Here is a 20,870-nt window from a genome sequence, read left to right as displayed (position 1 = left end):
CTACACTTTGGTCAGATTAACACCCCTTTGCTCACCGGTCAGGCACGAACGGCATCCCTAAGGAACCGGGGGCGCCGATGGCCCGGCCGTGACGCAGGGACAGGAGCAGCAGGGCGACGATGGTTGCGAGATACGGTACCGCCGAGAGCAGCTGCGACGGCACGCCGAACTGGGCCGCCTGGGCATGGAGCTGCAGCACCGTCGCTGCACCGAAAATATAGGCGCCGACCAGCGCCCAGCCCGGCCGCCACGCCGCGAAGACCACGAGCGCCAGGGCAATCCAGCCGCGCCCCGCCGTCATGCCGGGTGACCAGAAGCGGGTATAGACCAGAGCGAGATAGGCTCCTGCCAGACCGGAGCAGGCACCGCCGAACAGGATAGCCCAGAAGCGCACCCGCCAGACCGGCAGGCCTAGGGCATTGGCCGAGGTGTGGTTTTCGCCGATCGAGCGGAGGGTGAGGCCGGAGCGGGTCCGGGTGAGATAGAGCGCGACCAGGATGGTGAGCGCGATGGACGCGTAGACGAAGAGATCCTGCTCGAAAAACAGGCGCCCGACGACCGGGATGTCGCTCAGGACCGGGATATCGATATGCCGGACGGGGTCACGCCTTGCGCCCACGAAGGGAGCGCCGATCAGGCCCGACAGCCCGAGACCGAAGATCGTCAGGGCAAGGCCCGAACCGACCTGGTTTGCGGCAAAGCCCAGCACCACGAGGGCGAACAGGGCCGCCATCAGGGTCCCGGCCAGCATTCCGGCCACGACGCCGAGCACGGTGGAGTCGAAGGTGACGGCGGCGGCGAAGCTGCAGGCCGCGCCCATCGCCATCATGCCCTCGACGCCGAGGTTGAGCACACCGGAACGCTCCGTCACCAGTTCGCCCAGAGAGGCGATCAGGAGAGGCGTGGACGCCGTGACGACGGTGAGCAGGATGGCCTCGAAGATGGTCATTTGCCCCCTCCCCGTGTGACGAAGCGAATGCGGTAGCTGACCAGCGCGTCGGCTGCCAGCACGCAGAGCAGCAGGATGCCCTGGAAGGCCTGCGTGAGATCAAGCGGGAGCTTCAGCATGATCTGGGCGCTCTCGCCGCCGATGAAGGTGAGCGCGACGACGAGGGCTGCGATCAGGATGCCGATGGGGTTGAGCCTGCCTAGGAACGCCACCGTGATGGCCGTGAAGCCGTAACCGGGCGAAATCGACGGCTGGAGCTGGCCGATCTGGCCAGAGACCTCCGAGATGCCGGCGAGCCCCGCCAGGCCACCCGAGATGGCGAAGACCGCCATGGTGGTTGATCTGGAACTGAAACCCGCGAACCGCGCCGCCCGGGGCGCGTCACCGGTCAGCTTGAGCCGGTAGCCGAACAGGGTGCGCCCGAGGATCACGGCGGTGAGCAGGACGGCGATTATCGCGAACACGGCACCGTAATGGACGCGCCCGCCCTCCAGGATCGGATGCAGCGTCGCCGAGGGATCGAAGGTCACCGATTGCGGAAAGTTGAAGCCCTTCGGGTCGCGCCATGGGCCACGCACGAGATAATCGAGGATCAGCTGCGCCACATAGACCAGCATGAGGCTGGTCAGGATCTCGTTGACGCCGAATCGAGTCTTGAGAAAGGCGGGGATCAACCCGTAGAGCGCGCCGCCGATGATGCCGAGCAGCAGCATGAGCGGCAGAACCCAGGAGCCGGCCTCCGTGCCATGGGTCTTGAGTGCGAGCCAGCTGCCGAGCACGGCGCCGATCACGTACTGGCCTTCCGCTCCGATGTTCCACAGATTGGCGCGAAAGCAATAGGACAGGCCGATGGCGATGAGCGCCAGCGGCGTTGCCTTGACGAGGAGCTCCTGCAGCGCCCAGGGGTCGCTCAGGGGCTGGAGCACATAGACGTCGAAGGCCGCAATGGGCGAGCGCCCCATCAGCCAGATGACGAAGCCTGCAATGAGGAAGGCCGTGATGAAGGCCGCCACCGGGGCAAGGGCCCGCATGACCGGCGAAACGCTCGCGCGAGGCGTCAGCTCAAAGCGCATGAGCATCCCCCTGGGCTTGTGCGACACCGAGCATTTCAAGGCCGATGGCTTCCCGGGTCCATTGGCCCACCGGTCTCAGCGGGCTCAAACGCCCCTGGTGGATGACGGCCATGCGGTCCGCCACCTCGAACAACTCGTCGAGATCCTGGCTGACGACGACGACGGCGCTGCCCGCCCGGGCGAGGTCGACGAGCGCCTGGCGAATGAGACGCGCCGCGCCCGCATCGACACCCCAGGTCGGCTGGTCGACGACGATCAGCTTGGGCTTGCGGATGATCTCACGGCCGATCACGAACTTCTGCAGGTTGCCGCCGGAGAGCTTGCGCGCCTGCGGATCGCCCTCGGGCGTGCGCACGTCGAAGCTCTGGACGATGGAGCGGGCGAGCCGTTTGGCGGCATCGACCAGGATGAAGCCCGAGCGGCTCACTTCCGCGGCTGCATGGGAGATCAGGGTGTTCTCGCTCAGGCGGTGGGATGGCGCGGCCGCATGGCCCAGGCGCTCCTCCGGAACGAAGGCGGCGCCGAGGCGGCGTCTGGCGTCGATGCCGAACGTTCCCGATGGCTTTCCGGCGATGACGATGGCATCCGGCCGGTCCGCCAGGCGCTCGCCCGACAGGGCGGCGAACAATTCGCTCTGCCCATTGCCCGCGACGCCGGCGATGCCGACCACCTCTCCGGCCCGGGCAACAAGGTCGATGTCGCGCAGGGCCTGACCGTGAAGACCGGCCGGCGGAATGGACAGGTGCGAGACCTTGAGCATCTCGCCCTGGACCTGGTGCAGCGCATCGGAACGGACCTCGCCGACCTCGTTACCGACCATCAACGCGGCAATTTCGCGGGCGCTTTTCGCCCGCGGATCGATGGTCGCGACGACGCGCCCTGCCCGCAGGATCGTGGCACGGCGGCAGAGGCGGCGCACCTCCTCCAGCTTGTGGGAGATGTATAGGATGGAGCAGCCCTCGGCCGAGAGCCGGTCCAAGGTGGCGAAGAGATGCTCGGCTTCCTGCGGCGTCAGAACCGAGGTCGGCTCGTCCAGGATCAGCAGCCTCGGATTCTGAAGCAGGCAGCGGACGATCTCGATGCGCTGGCGCTCGCCGGCCGAGAGAGTCCAGACCGCCCGGTCGGCATCCAGCGCCAGACCATAGGTGTGGCTGATCTCGCCGAGCTTGCTGCGAACGGTGGACAGGCTCCAATCGTCCGACAGGGCCACGGCGATGTTCTCGGCGACCGTCAGCTCGTCGAAGAGCGAGAAATGCTGGAACACCATGCCGAGGCCGAGGTTTCTCGCCTCGACCGGGGACCCAATGGAAACCGGCCGGCCCTCCCACCGGATCTTGCCGGCGCTCGGCTCGATCACACCGTAGAGGATCTTGACCAGGGTCGACTTGCCCGCGCCGTTCTCGCCCAGCAGCGCGTGGATCTCGCCGGGCTCTATGGCCAGATCGATGCCGTCGTTGGCGAGAAGATCGCCGTAGCGCTTGCTGATCCCTTGAAGTTCGACGAGGGGCGGCCCCGATGATGATACGTCTGGCTTCACACAAGCGACTCTGACTTAAGGGTTGCAGCCGGATAGGAATCTGCACATGGATGACGGCCCATGCGGCTCTTGGCAAGGGCCGTACGGGTGCACACTTCCGTTGTGGAACGATCATAAGGAAGCGGCGCGCCGGTCGGCAATGCCGAATCCGTGGTTTATTGTGAGTCCGCGAACCGTCCACAACCTAGAGCATCTTTCGGCTTTGGATCCGGTTCGCCGTTAAAAGCGCGGCACAACAAGGTAGAGATGATTCCGCGCTGGTGGAAACTGCTTGACTGGTGAGAGAGCCCGTGACCGAGAACACCTGTGACATCGCCGTCGTCGGCGCCGGAGCCGTGGGCCTGAGCGCGGCCCTGGCCTTCGCCCGCGATGGCTACAAGACTGTTCTCATTGGCGGCCTCGACGTGGGTCGGGACGGACGGACCGTCGCCCTGCTCAACGGCTCGGTCCGGCTTCTGGAGGCGCTAGGCGTCTGGCCGGCGGTCGCTTCCGTTGCAGCGCCGCTCGAGACCATGCGCATCATCGACGACACGGGCAGCCTGTTCCGCCCGCCGCCGGCATCCTTCCGGGCCGGCGAGATCGGCCTCGACGCCTTCGGCTGGAATATCGAGAACGTGGCTCTCGTCGAGAAACTCGCCGAGGCGGCCCGCACTTCCGAAAGCCTTACCCTCGTCCCGGAATTCGCCACGGGTTTCGCCACGGGCGAGGCAGGAGCGGTCCTCACGCTGGCCGATGGCACCGCCGTCCGGGCCGGCCTCGTGATCGCGGCCGATGGGCGGAACTCCAGGCTGCGCCAGATCGCGGGCATCGGCACGCAAACCTGGTCCTATCCGCAATCGGCCGTGACGGTGATCCTGGCTCATGACCGGGAGCATCGCGACACCTCGACCGAGTTCCATACCCGCCACGGACCCTTCACCCTGGTGCCCCTGCCCGGCCGCCGCTCGAGCCTCGTCTGGGTCACGAGCAAGGAGGACGCGGAGCGACTGTCGAACCTCGACGACGCGGCCCTGGCTCTTGCCATCGAGCGGCAGGCACAGTCCCATCTCGGCACCATGCGCATCGACGGCCCGCGGGGCCTGGTGCCCATGAGCGGCCTGTCGGTCAATCGCTACCGGTCGCAGAACCTCGCGCTCGTCGGTGAAGCGGCACACGTTTTCCCGCCCATCGGAGCCCAGGGGCTCAATCTCGGCTTCCGCGACGTCGCCTCATTGAGGGACGCCGTCGTCGATGGAGGTGACGAGGGTCACGCCCCCGGTTCGGACGAGACCCTGACCCGCTATCAGCGCGGCCGGGATCTCGATGTCCGCCTGCGCACGGCGGCCGTGGACGGTCTCAACCGGACGCTTCTCACCGGCATGATTCCCACCGACTTCCTTCGCGGCGCCGGTCTCCTGGCCTTGAGCCATATCGGTCCCTTGCGCCGGATCGTCATGCGTGAAGGCGTACTCCCGCGAGTCGGCGTGCCCCGGCTGATGCAGGGTACGTCGCCGGCCTGAAGTCGTCCTGAGACCTGGCTGGAGTCGTTCCTGAAGGAGGCGCAGCGAAGGGGAAAGGAAGCCGTACGGGCGGGCTTGATCGAGGATCCCTTTCCCGAGCTCCATGCGCCGGGGATGACATTCTCTGACGTCATGGCCGGGCTCGTCCCGGCCATCCCAATGCAGTTGAACGCGGCGCCTCTCGGATCGGGATCACCGGCACAAGGCCGGTGATGACGTGGAAGGTGTCATTCCTGGGTGAACGAGTGGTCACGGGAACAGATCGTACGGCAACGCTCCGGTTTTCGTGGTGAGATAGAGCACCCCCGTCAGCGTGAACATCGACACCAGCGTACCGACGAGGACGCAGGCCGAGGCGCGTTCCAGACCAACATTGTACTGGGTCGAGATCACGAAGATGTTCAAGGCGGGCGGCAGCGCGGCCATGATCATGGCCGCGTAAGTCCAGTCCGGGCCGAAATCGCCGACAGCCGAGAGCACCACCCAGACAAGGAGCGGGTGCAGGATCAGCTTGATGAACACCAGCACCGGCACCTCGCCGGGCATGTGACGCATGGGCCGCAGAGCGACCGTTACGCCGAGGATGAACAGCGCGCACGGCGCGGCGGCTCCCGAGAGCCAGGTGACGATCTGCTCGGCAGGGCCCGGCAGTTGGAGATGCAGGTAGCTCGCCGTGATGCCGATGGCCGTGGCGACGTTGAAGGGATGCGTCACGACGCGCCAGACGATCCGGCGGATCGTCGCCGGCAGGCTGAGTTTGTCGTGCCCCGCCATCGACATCAGCAGCGGGACGACGGAGAACAGGAACAGGTTGTCGAAGACGAAGATCAGGACGACCGGTGCGCTGGCGGAAGCGCCGATGGCCGCGAGAATGAGCGGCGGGCCCATATAGCCGATATTGGAATAGGATCCGGCAACGCCCTGCATGACCGATTGCGGCAGGTCCCGGGTGTAGCGCCAGCCGGTCGCGAACGACAGCACGAAGGCGCAGAAGGTCGAGAAGGTGGTGGCGGCGATGAACGGCCAGTTCGCGAGTTCATCCAGGGGCTTGTCGGCGATCAGCCGGTAGAAGAGGCAGGGCAGCGCCACGTAGATCAGGAAGAACTGCATCCAGGCCAATCCGGCCTCGGGCTGCTTCACCACCTTGCCGCAGAAGAAGCCGAGCCCGATGAGGCCGAAGAACGGGGCAAGGAGGTTGAACAGCCCGATCAGGTCGGACATGGGCGGCTCCGGGTGGAAGGCATGTGGAAGGGACGGCAGGCGCGGCGGGAGAGCTTCTTGTGGCAAGGTTCCAACCCTGCGACAATCCCACCTTTAGGGAGGGCCGGCAGTCCTGGAATGCAAAGCTCCGCTCCGGGACGGCTTCGCTCTCTTGATTGTGACGAGCAGCCGATTTGGAGAATCCCCCGAGGATCTCTATATGAAGATCAAGGAGTTAAGACCATGAAAGCGAGTTCAGCAAAATTCGCGATCGGCCAAGTGGTTCGACACCGGGTCTTCGATTTCAGGGGGCTCATCTTCGACGTCGATCCGGAATTCGACAACACCGAGGACTGGTGGCTGTCGATCCCCGAGGAGGTCCGGCCCCACAAGGACCAGCCCTTCTATCACCTCTTCGCCGAGAACGCGGAAACCGAGTATATCGCCTACGTGTCCGAGCAGAACCTCCTGCCCGACCATTCGGATGAGCCTCTGCGCAACCCGATGATCGAAGAGATGTTCACGCGGGACAAGAACGGCAGCTACAAGGCTCATCCGATCCTGGCCAACTGAGATCTTCGTCAAGCCGAACGAAAACGCCGGGCCATCGAGCCCGGCGTTCTCATTTGTTCGGATGCGTTGAGCCTTACGGCTTCGGAGCAGCCGGGGCCGCGGCGCCCGGAGCGGCAGCCCCGGGAGCGGCAGCGCCGCCCTGGCTCTGGAGCATGCGCTGACGCATCTCTTCGCTCTTCTTCTGCAGCTCTTCCTGGAGCTTCTTCTGCTGCTCTTCGAGCACCTTCGGGTCGATCGGGGGACCGTCGAAGGCCTTGCCGAAGCCTGCCGCCGGAACGGCAAAGGTGATCTCGCGGCCCATCTGGTTCTGGACGCTGACGTTCAGGTTGGCGCCCTTCTTGATGGCGGCGATGAAGTCGTCCTTCACCTGAGCCTCGGCGAAGCAGCCGTTGGGCAGGCACATCACATAGCGGCCGGGGGTCGCCTGACCCTGATCGACGGCAAAGCGCAGACCAGGCTGCAGGAGCAGGCCGAGCGGCATCACGAAGCGGACGACCTTCTGCGGCTGCTGACCCTTCACGTCATAGACGGCAAGGGCGAGAACCGGCTGGCCCTGATCCGACACGAAGTCGCGGGTGGTGTAGCAGATCTCGGTGTTGGTGTTCTGGTCCTTGCCGCAGACCTTGGTCCATTCCGGCTGGGACGGCTCGGCCTTCACGGTCACGACCGTCGGGCCGGCATTCTGCTGCGGCTGGGCGCCCTGCGCCGGTTGCTGGGCCGGAGCGGCCGGGCGGGCAGGCTGAGCGGCGGGCCTCTGGGCGGGAGCGGTCTGAGCCAGAACGGGTGCGCTCACGAGAAGGGCCAGAGCTGTTGCCAGGCCACGGGTCCCCCCCAGGCTCGCGAAGCGTGTCGCGAATGACATGTCGTTAGATCCTCTTCAGTCGAAAGATCGGCTTTCGAATAGGCCGTTTGTCCGGCGTGTTCTTAACCTGCGATGACGGGGTCCAAATCCTTGCCGAATGTGGCGAAGACAAGACGTGGGGCTCCTTTAACCTTTCACGTGGTAGGTTTCCAGTCACCTGAGGTAAATTTCTGTACAACATTGCTCAGGGTCAGTGACATCTTGCACCGGGAGCGCCATGAGCCGCTGGCTTATACGGAATCTGCTGCTTGCCGCCGCTTTTCTCCTGTCCGGCGTTGAGCTCGCCGCCGCCTCCGAACAGGCGGTGCTGCGTCATGGCATCGCGATGCACGGCGAGCCCGCGCTCGAGCCCGGTTTCGCGCACCTGCCCTATGCGAACCCGCAGGCGCCGAGGGGCGGCCGAATCACGCTCGGCCTCCAGGGCACCTTCGACAGCCTCAATCCGCTGATCGTTCTGGGCGTCGCACCGGACGTGGTGCCGCGCTACGTGCTCCAGAGCCTGATGATGCGCTCGACCGACGAGCCGTTCACGATCTACGGCCTCGTCGCCCGCTCCATCGAGATGCCCGAGGATCGGAGCTTCATCACCTTCAACCTCGATCCGCGCGCCCGCTTCTCCGACGGCCATCCTCTCACCGCCGAGGATGTGCGCTTCTCGTTCGAGGCGCTGAGGACATACGGCAAGCCCTTCTACCGCTCGAGCTTCGGCCAGGTCAGATCGGTCGAGATCCTGGGTCCGCACCGCATCCGGTTCGACCTGTCGGGCTCCAACGACCGGGAACTGCCGCTGCTTCTCGGCATGTCGATGCCGATCTTTGCCGCCCATGCCACCAGGCTCGAGACCTTCGACAAGACCAGCCTGACGCCACTCGTCGGCTCCGGCCCCTACGCCCTGACCGAGGTCAGGCCCGGCGAACGGGTCGTCCTGACCCGCCGCAAGGACTACTGGGGCGAAGATCTGCCGATCACGCGCGGCCTCTACAGCTTCGACGAGATCCGCTACGATTTCTATCGCGACGCCAACAGCTTGTTCGAGGCTTTTAAGGCGGGACTTTACGATTTCAGGATCGAGGGCGATCCCGGCCAGTGGGCCACGGGCTACGACATTCCCGCCGTCAGGGACGGCCGCATCGTCCGGGAGACCCTGACGACCCGGCTGCCGAAGGGGATGAGCGGCTTCGTCTTCAACACCCGGAAACCACTTTTCGCCGATGTCCGGGTCCGGGAGGCCATCAGCTACCTGTTCGACTTCGACTGGGTGAACCGCAACCTGTTCTTCGGCCAGCTCACCCGTTCGAACAGCTATTTCTCCGGCTCGGACCTCGCCTCCACCGGCAGGCCTGCCGACGAGCGGGAGCGGGCGCTGCTCGCGGCGTTCCCAGGCACCGTGCGCGAGGACATCCTCGAAGGCCGCTGGGAACCGCCCGCCGGCGACGGATCGGGCCGCGACCGGGACATGGCGCGGCGCGCGCTGGCGCTTCTCTCGGAGGCGGGCTGGGTCCTCGAGAGCGACGTCCTGCGCAGGAAGAGCAGCGGAGAGCCCTTCGCCTTCGAGATGCTCGTCAATTCCCGCTCGCAGGAGCGGCTTGCCCTCAACTTCTCGCAATCCCTGGGCCGCATCGGCATCCAGGCCCGGGTGCGCCTCGTCGACGACGTGCAGTACTGGCGCCGCCTCGCCCGCTTCGACTTCGACATGGTCCAGTGGCTGTGGGCCGGAACGCCCTCCCCGGGCAACGAGCAGCGCACCCGCTGGGGCTCCGCCGCGGCCGGGCGCAGCGGCTCCCACAACCACGCCGGGGTCGCCTCGCCTGCGGTCGACCGCCTCATCGACGCACTCCTCGAGGCCAAGGGCCGGGAGGATTTCGTCTCCGCCGTTCGCGCGCTCGACCGGACCCTGCTGTCAGGTTTCTATGTCGTTCCGCTGTTTTACCTGAAGGATCAATGGCTTGCCTATAGCAGCGACCTGAAACGGCCGGACAGGACGCCGCTCATGGGGACCAATATCGACACATGGTGGCGGCAGCCCCATTAACCCCAATTCCCGGTGCATACCCCTATTGTTGAGCTTCCATTCATGTAGATGATGAAACAAATGCTGCGCTTCGACGTTAGTTGAGCACCCCCAGTCTCATCCGTCGCGTCCAACCGCAGGGTATCGTCATGAACGCAATGCCGAAGATCCTCGTCGTCGACAGTGGCGAACGTGCTCCCGACGGTGCTCTGTCCCTGGAGCTGGCCGGCATGGGATTTGCGAGCGTGACGACCCCCTTCGAGGCCGCGGACGACGTTCTGGCCCTGATCCCGAGCCCGGCTGCGGTCGTGCTGCAGATGCCCCGCCAAGCCGGGTGGGCCGAGCGCCGCCGCTTCATGGAACTCGCCAGCCGCCTGCGCAAAAATCTGGCAGAGACCGGGACGCCGGTCATCATCACGGGCGGCGTGAGCGGAGCCGCCACGATGCTCCAGAACCAGCTCAGCATGCACGCCGTCGCCGCGCCCGACCTCTGACGCGCGCCCATTAACAGTCAGGCCCAGGCGGCCCTCCGAGACAAACGAAAAATTCATTCCCGTCGTCATCACCGGCCTTGTGCCGGTGATCCCGATTGAGAAAAGCGCATCGCTTCAGACAAGCGGGATGGCCGGGACAAGCCCGGCCATGACGTGAGAAATTCTCATCCCCAGTGCACGACGTGTGGGAGGGGTGCCTGACGACTCAGCTTCTTATGCCGCCTTCTTCTCCGCGATCCGCACGAGGCTGCGAAGGATCGTGGTCGCGGCCTTGATGCGCTCGTCCGGGGTCTCGATGTCGCGGACGAACACGATCTTCATGTCGGGCCGCACCTTGGCGAAGGACGCCTGCTCGGTGACGTAGGAGATGAGGCCGGTCGGATTGGCGAAGGAATTGTCGCGGAACGAGATGATGATGCCCTTCGGCCCGCCGTCCACCTTCTCCACGTTGGCGCGGCGGCAGAGCACCTTGATCGCCATGATCTTGAGAAGCTGGTCGACCTCCGACGGCACCGGGCCGAAGCGGTCCACGAGCTCCGCCCGGAAGGCATCGATCTCCTGGTCGGCCTCGAAGGTCGAGAGGCGACGGTAGAGGCCGAGCCGCAGCTGCAGGTCGGCGATGTAGCTCTCGGGGATCATCACCGGCGCGCCGACCGCGATGGTGGGCGACCATTGATCCTCCGCCGGCTCCTCGATGCCGGCCTTCAGCTGCGCCACCGCCTCCTCCAGCATCTGCTGGTAGAGCTCGTAGCCGACCTCCTTGATGTGCCCGGACTGCTCCTCGCCGAGCAGGTTGCCTGCGCCGCGGATGTCGAGATCGTGCGAGGCGAGCTGGAAACCGGCTCCCAGGGTATCGAGGGTCTGCAGCACCTTCAGGCGCCGCTCGGCCTGGACCGTCAGGGACTTGTTGGCCGGAACGGAGAACAGGGCATAGGCGCGGGTCTTGGAGCGTCCGACACGCCCGCGCAGCTGATAGAGCTGCGACAGGCCGAACATGTCGGCCCGGTGGACGATGAGCGTGTTGGCGGTCGGGATGTCGAGGCCCGATTCCACGATCGTGGTGGAGAGCAGGATGTCGTACTTGCCCTCGTAGAAGGCCGTCATGACGTCCTCCAGCTGGCCCGCCGCCATCTGGCCGTGCGCCACCGCGACCTTCGCCTCCGGCACCTCCTTGTCGAGGAAGGCCTTCACCTCGCCGAGATCGTCGAGGCGCGGCACCACGTAGAAGGCTTGGCCCCCACGGTAACGCTCGCGCAGCAGCGCCTCGCGGATGAGGAGCGGATCGAAGGGCGTGATGAAGGTGCGCACCGCGAGGCGATCCACCGGCGGCGTCGTGATCAGTGACAGCTCGCGCGCACCCGTCAGCGCCAGCTGCAGGGTACGCGGGATCGGGGTCGCCGAGAGGGTCAGCACGTGGACCTCGGCCCTCAGCTCCTTCAGACGCTCCTTGTGTGAAACGCCGAAATGCTGCTCCTCGTCGACGATGATGAGGCCGAGGTCCTTGAACTTGATCGTCTTGCCGAGCACGGCATGGGTGCCGATGACGATGTCGACCGAGCCGTCGGCCAGCCCCTCCTTGGTCTTCTTCATCTCGGCGGCCGGCACGAAGCGCGAGGCCTGGGCCACGTTGAGCGGCAGGCCACGGAACCGGTCGCAGAAGGTGCGGTAATGCTGGCGGGACAGCAGAGTCGTGGGCACCACGACGGCCACCTGCTTGCCGCCCATGGCGGCCACGAAGGCGGCCCGCAGGGCCACCTCGGTCTTGCCGAAGCCCACGTCGCCGCAGACGAGACGGTCCATCGGACGGCCCGAGGCCATGTCATCGAGCACGGCCTCGATGGCGTTGAGCTGATCCTCGGTCTCGTCATAGGGGAAGCGGGACGCGAACTCGTCGTAGAGCCCCTCCGGCGGCGTCAGGCGCGGGGCATCCTTGAGGATGCGCGCGGCCGCGATCTTCATGAGCGCGCCCGCCATCTCGCGGATGCGCTGCTTCATGCGCGCCTTGCGCGCCTGCCAGGCTCCGCCGCCGAGCCTGTCGAGCTGGACTTCCGTCTCCTCGGAGCCGTAGCGGGTCAGAAGCTCGATATTCTCCACCGGCAGGAACAGGCGGTCGCCGCCCGCGTAATGCAGTTCCAGGCAGTCATGCGGGGCGCCGGCGGCCTCGATGGTCTTCAGCCCTTCGAAGCGCCCGATGCCGTGGTCCACATGGACCACGAGATCGCCCGGGGTCAGCGCCGCCACCTCGGTGAGGAAGTCCTGCGGCCGCTTCGACTTGCGCTTCTGGCGCACCAGGCGGTCGCCGAGGATGTCCTGCTCGCTGATGACCGCGAGATCGGCCGTCTCGAAGCCCGATTCCAGCGGCCAGATGCCGACCGGGATCTCGTTGCGCGGATAGGCCATGGCGTCGGAGAAGCGCGCGATGGGCTTCGTCTGGCGCAGGTCGTGGTCCTGCAGCACGTGGCAGAGGCGCTCCCGTGAGCCCTCGGTCCAGGCGCCGAGCATAACGCGCTTCCTGGCCGTCTGAAGGTCGCGGATGTGCTGGATCACCGCCTCGAACACGTTGGCGTTCTCGTCCGCGCGCTCGGCGATGAAGTTGCGGCCCTGGCGCGCCTCGCAATCGATGACGAGACGGCCGGCCGATTCCGGCAGCGCGAACGGCGTGAGCCGCGCGAGCGGGAGTCTGGCGGTGCGCTCGGACCATTCCTCGGGCTTGAAATAGAGCGCATCCGGCGACAGCGGGCGATAGGGTGCGACGCCCGGCTGGTTCTGCCCCATGCCCTCCCGGCGAGCGTCGTAATAATCCTTCACCTGGGCGAGACGCTCCGCGGCGGCATCGTCGGCCAACGCGTCGAACACCACCGGTATGCCCGGCAGGTAATCGAACAGGGTGTCGAGATGGTCGTGGAACAGCGGCAGCCAGTGTTCGAGCCCGGGATAGCGCCGCCCCTCGCTGATCGCCTCGTAGAGCCGGTCGTCGCGGGTGGGCGCGCCGAAGGCCGCCACATAGGCCTGCCGGAAGCGCTTGATGCTCTCGGTGGTGAGCTGAACCTCGCTCATGGGCACCAGATCGAGGGAGCGCAGGGTCCCGACCGTGCGCTGGGTCTCCGGATCGAAGGCGCGGATCGATTCCAGCGCATCGCCGAAGAAGTCGAGGCGGACCGGATTGGGCAATCCAGCCGGAAAGAGGTCGATGATGCCGCCGCGTACTGCGTATTCGCCCGTGTCCCGCACGGTGCCGGTGCGCAGGAAGCCGTTGGTTTCCAGCCAGTTGATGAGCTGCGTCGTGTCGACCACGTTGCCCGGCGCGGCCGAAAAGGTCTCGGCCGCGATGCGGGCCCTGGGCGGCACGCGCTGGACCAGGGCGTTCACCGTGGTCGACAGGATGCGCGGCTTGTCCTCGGAGGTCTTGGAGCGGGCGAGCCGCGCGAGGGTCGTCATCCGCTGCGCCGTGATGGCGCTGTTGGGCGACACCCGGTCATAGGGCTGGCAGTCCCAGGCCGGGAAGGTCAGGATCTCGATCTCGGGAGCGATGAACGCGAGGCTGCTGGCGAAGTTCTGCTGCCGCTGCCCGTCCCGGGCCACATGGACCAGAACGGCCGGCCCCTCCACCTGCCCCGACAGGCCGCGGGCGAGATCGGCGACGGCAAGCGCGTCGAAGCCGTCCGGCACGCTGGACAACGTCAGGCTTTGGCCCTTCTTCAGGGCATCGAGGGCGCGGGTCAGGGCTGGCTTCATGGCGGGCTGTCGGATCACAGATAACAAGAACGCGGGCTTGCGGGCCCGGTTCGGTGGAATTGAGAAAAGAGGGATGGTGTAGTCCGGCGCCGGGCTTCCTGTCATCCCCGTTGAGGTGTTTTGCTCCGCACCCTTCCGGGAGCGGGTTGAAGGGGAGGACGGACCAACGGAGCGCCGGACGCATCTCGTGGCGAACCGTTCGCACAGTCTTTCACGCCCCCTTTGACGTCATGGCCGGGCTTGATCCGGCCATCGGGATCACCGGCACAAGGCCGGTGATGACGTGAGCGTGTCAGCTGTGAATCGGCGAACTGTGGGTATGGAACGCCTTGAGGCGCCGGAACAGGGGCGTATCGTAGTTCGCCGGCGTTTCGATCTCGCCCGTGATCCAGCCGAGGAGGTCCCGGTCGGTGACCTCGATCAGGCGTTCGAACTCGGCGAGATCCTCCTCGGAAAGCTCGCCAATCTGCGCGTCCGCGAAGCGGCCCATGATCAGGTCCATCTCCCGCATGCCCCGATGCCAGGAACGATACAGGATCTGCCGCCGGCGGGTGTCGAGGCCGGCGCTGCTGCGTGTCGTTCCGCTCATGGCATTGCTCCGATAAGATTGCGTCGCCTCCGGGCGGCTTGGCCGCTATATAACCATCTCCCTTCCCGTTGCCACCCATTTGAATGTCATTGCGTCCTTCCATTCTCGATCCCCTGTTCGCCCCGGCCAACACCCTGCCCGGCGTCGGGCCGAAGATCGCCCCCCTGCTCGACCGCCTCCTCGGCGAACCGGGCAAGCCCACGCGCGTCATGGATCTGCTGTTCCACGTGCCGACGAGCGGAATCTCCCGCGAAATGAAGGGCTCGGTGGCCGATGCCCCCATCGGCGAGCCCGTGACGCTGTCCGTCACCGTCGTGGCCCACCGCCCGCCGCCGCCGGGCCGCCGGGCACCGTACCGGATCCTGGTCGAGGACGAGACTGGGGACGTGACGCTGATCTTCTTCAACGGCCAGAAAGCCCGCCTGGAAAAGCTGCTGCCCGTGGGCGAGCGCCGATACGTCTCCGGCAAGATCGAGCTCTGGGAGGCAAGGCGCCAGATGGTCCACCCGGACCGGATCCTGGACGAGCGCGGCATCGAGAGCCTGCCGGCCGTCGAGGCGGTCTATGGCCTGACCGAGGGACTCTCCTCCCGGATGGTCGGCCGCTACATCGGCGCGGCTCTCGAGAAGACCCCCCAGCTGCCCGAATGGCAGGATCCCGCCTGGCTCGACAGGAATGCGCTGCCCGATTTCCGGCAGGCTCTCTTTACCCTCCACAGGCCGGACAACGCCGCTCAGCTCTCCGAGGACGCCCTCGCCAAATCCGCCCCGCGCCGGCGCCTCGCCTATGACGAGCTGCTGGCCTCCCAGCTCGCGTTGGCGCTGGTTCGAAGCCGCATGCGGCGCCTGCCCGGCCGGGTGAATGCGGGTGACGGGCATCTGGTCGAGCGGTTGAAGGCCGCCCTGCCCTTCGGGCTCACGGGCTCGCAGGCGCAGGCCATCGAGGACATCCGGCACGATCTCACGTCCGACAAGAAGATGCTGCGTCTGCTCCAGGGTGACGTCGGCTCCGGCAAGACTGTGGTCGGCCTGCTCACCATGGCGAGCGCCATCGAGGCCGGACGCCAGGCCGCCATGATGGCGCCGACCGAAATCCTCGCCCGCCAGCATTACGAGCGCCTCGCGCCGATGGCCGAACAGGCCGGGCTGACCATCGCCCTCCTCACCGGACGCGAGAAAGGCGTCGCACGCAGGACCATCCTTGCCGGCCTTGCGGACGGCAGCATTCAGATCGCCGTCGGCACCCACGCCCTGTTCCAGGAAGGCGTCGCGTTCCAGGATCTCGGCGTCGCCGTCGTGGACGAGCAGCACCGCTTCGGCGTGCACCAACGTCTGGCGCTCGGCTCCAAGGGCGAGGCCGTGGACATCCTCGTCATGACGGCGACCCCGATCCCCCGCACCCTGGCACTGACCTATTTCGGCGACATGGACGTGTCCGTGCTCAGCGAGAAGCCGGCGGGCCGCAAGCCGATCGCGACCAGGCTCATCGCCATCGACCGGCTCGACGAAGTGGTCGGCGGCATCGGGCGCGCCATTGCGAACGGCGACCAGGTCTACTGGGTCTGCCCGCTCGTGGGAGAATCGGAATCCATCGACTTGGCCGCCGCCGAGGAACGCTTCGAGATGCTGAAAGGCTTCTTCGGCGATCAGGTCGGCCTCGTGCACGGCAAGATGGCCGGCAAGGACAAGGACGCCGCCATGGAACGCTTCTCCAGCGGCGAGACCAAGGTCCTCGTGTCCACCACCGTGATCGAGGTCGGCGTCGATGTGCCCAATGCCACGATCATGGTGATCGAGCACGCCGAGCGCTTCGGCCTCGCCCAGCTCCACCAGCTGCGCGGACGCATCGGCCGGGGTTCGAAATCCTCCACCTGCCTGCTGGTCTACAAGGGCCCGCTGGGTCAGGTCGCGCAAGCCCGTCTCGAGATGATGCGCCAGACCGAGGACGGCTTCCGCATCGCCGAGGAGGACCTGCGCCTGCGCGGCGAAGGCGAGGTTCTGGGGACCCGCCAGTCCGGCACACCCGGCTTCAAGCTCGCCCGCCTGGAGGTGGACGGCGATCTCCTCGGGGCCGCCCGGGACGACGCCCGTCTGATCGTCGATCGCGACCCCGATCTCGTGAGCGACAGGGGGCAGGCCCTGCGGGTGCTGCTCTACCTGTTCGAGCGCGATTCCGCGATCCGGCTGCTGCGGGCCGGCTGATCGAGGCGCAGCGCCATGATGCAGCGCCGCGCCGGATCGTGCCCGGCCTCCGCCTCGTCCCGCAGCTTGGCGTGATGGCCTGGGCCGGCCTCCCCGGGATCGATCTCGTCGAAGCCCAGCCGCGCGTAAAACGGACCATTCCACGCCAGGTCGCGGTAGGTCGTCAGCGTTATGGCAGCGAATCCCAGGCGTCTGCCATGCTCGATGGCAGCTTCTACCAGCCGGGCACCAATGCCGCGACGCTGATGCGAGCCCGCGACGGACAGTTCGGCAATGTAGAATTGTCCATCTAGCTCATGTGCAGCCAGAAACCCGACAGGTTCGTCCCGTTCGTCGACGGCCACCCAGAGCGTCCGGCCGTGACAGAGGGTCTCCAGGACGGCGGGGTCCATCGTCCCGCCGTCGGCCAGCCAGGCCAGACCGACGCTCCTGAAGACGGATGCCGCCGAACGCTCGACGGCACCGAGTTTCTCCAGATCATCGGGCCGAGCGAGACGGACGGAGACCGTGGAAGCGCTCACTCCACCGTCACGGATTTGGCGAGATTGCGCGGCTGATCCACGTCTTTGCCCATGAACACGGCCGTGTGATAGGCGAGGAGCTGGATCGGAATCGCATTGACGATCGGGGCCACGATCGGGTGCACGGAGGGCATCACGATGGTCGCCATGGTGTCGAGCCCGGCCTCGAGAGCTCCGCGCTCGTCGGTGATCAGGATGATGCGGCCGCCTCGGGCCGCCACTTCCTGCATGTTGGACACGGTCTTCTCGAAAATGCCATCGTGGGGCGCAATCACGATGACCGGCATCGTCTCGTCGATGAGCGCGATCGGACCATGCTTGAGCTCGCCCGCCGCATATCCTTCGGCGTGGATATAGGAGATTTCCTTGAGCTTCAGGGCCCCTTCCATGGCCAGCGGATAGGACGTGCCGCGTCCGAGATAGAGCACATCCTTCGCCTTGGAGAGGTCGCGGGCCAGGATCTCTATCTGGTGCTCGCGCTTCATCGCCTCGGTCATCTGACCCGGAACGGCGATGAGGGCATTCACCAGCTCCTTCTCCTCCTCCGCACTGAGCGTGCCCCGTGCCCGGCCGGCTGCAATGGCGAGGGTCAGGAGCACGGTGAGCTGACAGGTGAAGGCCTTGGTCGATGCCACGCCGACCTCAACGCCGGCGAGCGTCTGCGCGATGACGCTGCTTTCCCGTGCCATGGTGGAGGTCGGCACATTCACCACGGAGAGTGTATGCTGCTTCTCAGCGGTGGCGTAGCGCAGCGATGCGAGGGTATCCGCCGTCTCGCCGGATTGAGACACGAACAGCGCCAACCCGCCCGGCTCCAAAGGCGCCTCCCGATAGCGGAACTCGGAGGCCACATCGATCTCGACCGGAATACGCGCGAGACGCTCGAACCAGTATTTCGAGATCAGCCCGGCCAGATAAGCCGTTCCGCAGGCCGATATGGAAATGCGCTTCAGGTCTCGGAAATCGAACGGAAATTCGACAGGCAGTTCAACTCGTTCTGAAGCGAAGTTCACGTAATGCGCAAGCGTACGGCCGACGACCTCCGCCTGCTCATGGATCTCCTTGGCCATGAAGTGGCGATAATTGCCCTTGTCGGCCAGGAAAGACCCGACCGGGATCTTGTGACGGACCCGCTTCACCGACTTGCCGCTCTCGTCGCGGATGTCGGCGCCCCGGCGGGTCAGGATCGCCCAGTCGCCATCGTCCAGATACGCCACTTCACCAGTGAACGGTGCCAGCGCGAGCGCGTCGGAGCCGAGATACATCTCACCCTCGCCATAGCCGATGGCGAGCGGCGCCCCATGCCTGGCGCCGATCAGCAGATCCTCCTCGCCGGAGAACAGGAATCCAAGTGCGAAGGCGCCACGCAACCGCGGCAGGGTCACGGCGACGGCCTCAATGGGCGGACGCCCCTGGTGGATCTCGTAGGTCACGAGTTGGGCCACCACCTCGGTGTCCGTTTCCGTCTCGAACCGGATTCCCTTCGCCTCAAGCCCGGTCTTCAGCTCACGGAAGTTCTCGATAATACCGTTATGGACCACAGCGAGCTTGTCGGTCGCATGCGGATGTGCGTTGGTCTCGTTGGGCTTGCCATGAGTGGCCCAGCGGGTATGGCCAATTCCGATCACGCCGGACAGGGGGGCCTGGGACAGCTTGGTCTCCAGATTGCGCAGCTTGCCCTCGGCTCGCCGGCGATGGAGGCGGCCCTCCTCCAGGGTTGCTACGCCCGCGGAATCGTAGCCCCGATACTCCAGCCGCTTGAGAGCCTCGACGATCTGGGGCGCGACAGGGGTTTTCCCGACAATTCCAACGATTCCGCACATTACCCAGAACTTCCCTTATACAATTCGACAGCGCTACACTTAATGCCTCTCTTACAGAGGCCCAGCCTCACGGCGGAATCAACTTACGTAACCTATTGTGACACGAGCACTTATTTCTTCCTGGCCGCCTGGGCTTTTTCCCGGAATTCGGTGGCCCAGCCTTCCTTCACGATCTGACGTCCGCGGCCGAGACCCAAGGCGTTATCGGGGACATTGTCCGTAATAACCGAGCCGGATCCAACGAATGCGCCCTTGCCGATGGTGATGGGGGCCACGAGCGAGGAATTCGAGCCGATGAAGGCTCCCTCGCCGATCTCGGTTCGGTACTTGCCGAATCCGTCGTAATTACAGGTGATCGTACCCGCGCCGATATTCGCCTCGGCACCGATGCTGGCGTCGCCGAGGTAGGTCAGGTGGCTCACCTTGGCGCCGGCCCCGACTTCCGTGTTCTTGATCTCGACGAAGTTGCCGACCTTGGCCTTCGGGCCGATCGAAGCGCCGGGGCGCAGGCGCGCGAAGGGTCCGACGCCCGCTCCTGAGGCGATCCTTGTACCCTCCAGATGGCTGAAGCTGTGAACGACAGCCCCCTCCTCGACGACGACACCGGGGCCGAAAACCACATGGGGTTCCACCACCACATCCTGACCGAGCCGGGTATCATGGCTGAAGAAGACCGTTTCGGGAGCGATGAGGGTCACGCCGGATGACATGGCCTCCTGGCGGAGGCGGTCCTGGATCATACGTTCGGCCGCCGCCAGCTGCGCCCGATCATTGACGCCGTGCACCTCCTCTTCAGGCACGATGGCGATGGCTGTCCGATACCCGAGGCCCCGGGCGATCTCCACGATATCCGTCAGATAGTATTCGCCCTTGGCGTTATCGCTTGTGACGCGATCAAGCAGCGTCAGCGCCAGGTCGCCGCGGATGGCCATGAGGCCGCCGTTGCAGAGGTTGATCTCCCTTTCGGCAGCACTGGCGTCCTTGTGCTCGCGGATGGCAAGAAGCTCGTCGCCCGACGTGATGAAACGGCCATAACCCGTAGGATCCTTCGCCTCGAAGCCCATGGCGACCACGCCGGCCCCCTGCGCGAGCGGCGCCCGGAGTTGGGCGAAGGTCTCAGCCAGGACGAGCGGCGTGTCACCGAAGGCGATGATCACATCGTCCGCGCCTTGACTCAAAGCCTCCCGGGCGCTCAAGACCGCATGGGCGGTGCCGAGCCGGTCCTTTTGAACGAAGATCCGAGCCTCGGAACAATTCTTCCGAACCTCGTCAGCCACATCCTCGCGGTCCGGCCCGATGACGGCCGCGACGCTCGTGGCACCGGCCTTCGTGAGGGTCGCAAGCACATGTCCGACCATGGAACGGTTGGCGACCCGATGGAGGACCTTGGGCTTGCCGGATTTCATCCGAGTGCCCTCGCCAGCCGCCAGTACGATGGCGAGGCAGCTTCGGGAAGACGGCGTGTTGAAGGAGTCGATCGAGGTCATACAGTTTCAATCCGGTGGCACTTTGCCGTGGAGCTAAATCAGAAGGGGTATTTCGACAATCATTTCATGAGCAATGCGGCGCTTTCCGCCGCCGGCCTCGTTTACTTCATGCTCACGATTGACGATATGTATAGGGCATTCCGACTGTCTGGCTGAAGAGCCTCGTTCACACAAGAGTATCGCTGTGCCGGTTTCGCCAAGGGGCCCGTCCCCCTTTCATCCTCGCCGGCGCGACTTGCTGGCCTATATCGGCGTCTCCGTCGCCGGGCTGGCTTACGCGCCAGCAGTTCGAGCCCAAACACCCCAAGCGACGATT

At 65.7% G+C, this 20,870-nt stretch carries 15 protein-coding genes; 5 read left to right on the top strand and 10 right to left on the bottom strand.

What is annotated here, in order from left to right; all coding sequences use genetic code 11:
- Nucleotides 1–31: 31 nt before the first annotated feature.
- Genes KHP60_RS08585 through KHP60_RS08575 form a run of 3 tightly spaced genes read right to left on the bottom strand, consistent with a single transcriptional unit; the run spans nucleotide 32 to nucleotide 3,559 of the window.
- A complete protein-coding gene (locus tag KHP60_RS08585; RefSeq protein WP_213563483.1) occupies nucleotides 32–949 on the bottom strand; it encodes an ABC transporter permease in 918 nt (305 codons plus the stop codon).
- On the bottom strand, nucleotides 946–2,022 hold the full coding sequence (locus tag KHP60_RS08580; RefSeq protein ID WP_213563482.1) for an ABC transporter permease: 1,077 nt from the start codon (nucleotides 2,020–2,022) through the stop codon (nucleotides 946–948). Before KHP60_RS08580 ends, KHP60_RS08585 begins: the two co-directional genes overlap by 4 nt.
- Complete coding sequence (locus tag KHP60_RS08575; RefSeq protein WP_213563481.1) at nucleotides 2,012–3,559, bottom strand: ABC transporter ATP-binding protein; 1,548 nt, start codon at nucleotides 3,557–3,559, stop codon at nucleotides 2,012–2,014. Before KHP60_RS08575 ends, KHP60_RS08580 begins: the two co-directional genes overlap by 11 nt.
- A gap of 290 nt (nucleotides 3,560–3,849) precedes the next feature.
- Between KHP60_RS08575 and KHP60_RS08570 the strand changes: the two genes are divergently transcribed.
- Nucleotides 3,850–5,058, top strand: a complete 1,209-nt coding sequence (locus tag KHP60_RS08570) for a UbiH/UbiF family hydroxylase (protein ID WP_213563480.1) — start codon at nucleotides 3,850–3,852, stop codon at nucleotides 5,056–5,058.
- A gap of 249 nt (nucleotides 5,059–5,307) precedes the next feature.
- On the opposite strand, the gene KHP60_RS08565 is transcribed toward KHP60_RS08570, so the two are convergent.
- A complete protein-coding gene (locus tag KHP60_RS08565) occupies nucleotides 5,308–6,279 on the bottom strand; it encodes an AEC family transporter (RefSeq protein ID WP_213563479.1) in 972 nt (323 codons plus the stop codon).
- Between the two features lie 222 nt (nucleotides 6,280–6,501).
- Here KHP60_RS08565 and hspQ point away from each other — a divergent pair, with 222 nt between their 5' ends.
- Nucleotides 6,502–6,831, top strand: coding sequence for a heat shock protein HspQ (hspQ, locus tag KHP60_RS08560; protein WP_213563478.1), 330 nt, complete (start codon nucleotides 6,502–6,504; stop codon nucleotides 6,829–6,831).
- A 73-nt stretch (nucleotides 6,832–6,904) separates the two neighbouring features.
- On the opposite strand, the gene KHP60_RS08555 is transcribed toward hspQ, so the two are convergent.
- Nucleotides 6,905–7,693, bottom strand: a complete 789-nt coding sequence (locus KHP60_RS08555) for an invasion associated locus B family protein (protein WP_213563477.1) — start codon at nucleotides 7,691–7,693, stop codon at nucleotides 6,905–6,907.
- A gap of 217 nt (nucleotides 7,694–7,910) precedes the next feature.
- Here KHP60_RS08555 and KHP60_RS08550 point away from each other — a divergent pair, with 217 nt between their 5' ends.
- Nucleotides 7,911–9,725 carry an extracellular solute-binding protein gene (locus KHP60_RS08550; protein WP_213563476.1) on the top strand — a complete coding sequence of 605 codons (1,815 nt, stop codon included), beginning with the start codon at nucleotides 7,911–7,913 and terminating at the stop codon, nucleotides 9,723–9,725.
- A 128-nt stretch (nucleotides 9,726–9,853) separates the two neighbouring features.
- Nucleotides 9,854–10,198 (top strand): hypothetical protein, encoded by a 345-nt coding sequence (locus tag KHP60_RS08545; protein WP_213563475.1) that lies wholly within the window; start codon nucleotides 9,854–9,856, stop codon nucleotides 10,196–10,198.
- Between the two features lie 213 nt (nucleotides 10,199–10,411).
- Here the strand turns inward: KHP60_RS08545 and mfd are convergent, their stop codons facing one another.
- The gene (gene mfd, locus KHP60_RS08540) at nucleotides 10,412–13,933 is read right to left on the bottom strand and encodes a transcription-repair coupling factor (protein WP_213563474.1); all 3,522 of its coding nucleotides are present in this window, start codon (nucleotides 13,931–13,933) and stop codon (nucleotides 10,412–10,414) included.
- 292 nt (nucleotides 13,934–14,225) lie between these two features.
- Complete coding sequence (locus KHP60_RS08535; protein WP_213563473.1) at nucleotides 14,226–14,522, bottom strand: succinate dehydrogenase assembly factor 2; 297 nt, start codon at nucleotides 14,520–14,522, stop codon at nucleotides 14,226–14,228.
- An 83-nt stretch (nucleotides 14,523–14,605) separates the two neighbouring features.
- On the opposite strand from KHP60_RS08535, the gene recG reads away from it, so the two are divergent.
- Entirely contained in the window at nucleotides 14,606–16,723 is a 2,118-nt protein-coding gene (gene recG, locus KHP60_RS08530) for an ATP-dependent DNA helicase RecG (RefSeq protein WP_213563472.1), read from the top strand.
- Here the strand turns inward: recG and KHP60_RS08525 are convergent.
- The 3 genes from KHP60_RS08525 to glmU all read right to left on the bottom strand — a co-directional run bounded on the left by KHP60_RS08525 (nucleotide 16,675) and on the right by glmU (nucleotide 20,554).
- Entirely contained in the window at nucleotides 16,675–17,244 is a 570-nt protein-coding gene (locus KHP60_RS08525) for a GNAT family N-acetyltransferase (RefSeq protein ID WP_213563471.1), read from the bottom strand. The genes recG and KHP60_RS08525 overlap by 49 nt on opposite strands.
- Complete coding sequence (glmS, locus tag KHP60_RS08520; RefSeq protein WP_213563470.1) at nucleotides 17,241–19,067, bottom strand: glutamine--fructose-6-phosphate transaminase (isomerizing); 1,827 nt, start codon at nucleotides 19,065–19,067, stop codon at nucleotides 17,241–17,243. Before glmS ends, KHP60_RS08525 begins: the two co-directional genes overlap by 4 nt.
- Nucleotides 19,068–19,177: 110 nt before the next feature.
- A complete protein-coding gene (gene glmU, locus KHP60_RS08515) occupies nucleotides 19,178–20,554 on the bottom strand; it encodes a bifunctional UDP-N-acetylglucosamine diphosphorylase/glucosamine-1-phosphate N-acetyltransferase GlmU (protein WP_213563469.1) in 1,377 nt (458 codons plus the stop codon).
- Nucleotides 20,555–20,870 lie beyond the last annotated feature (316 nt).

This window comes from Microvirga sp. 3-52, from assembly GCF_018383585.1.
Classification (GTDB): domain Bacteria; phylum Pseudomonadota; class Alphaproteobacteria; order Rhizobiales; family Beijerinckiaceae; genus Microvirga.
This window is presented reverse-complemented; position numbering and strand designations above follow the sequence as displayed.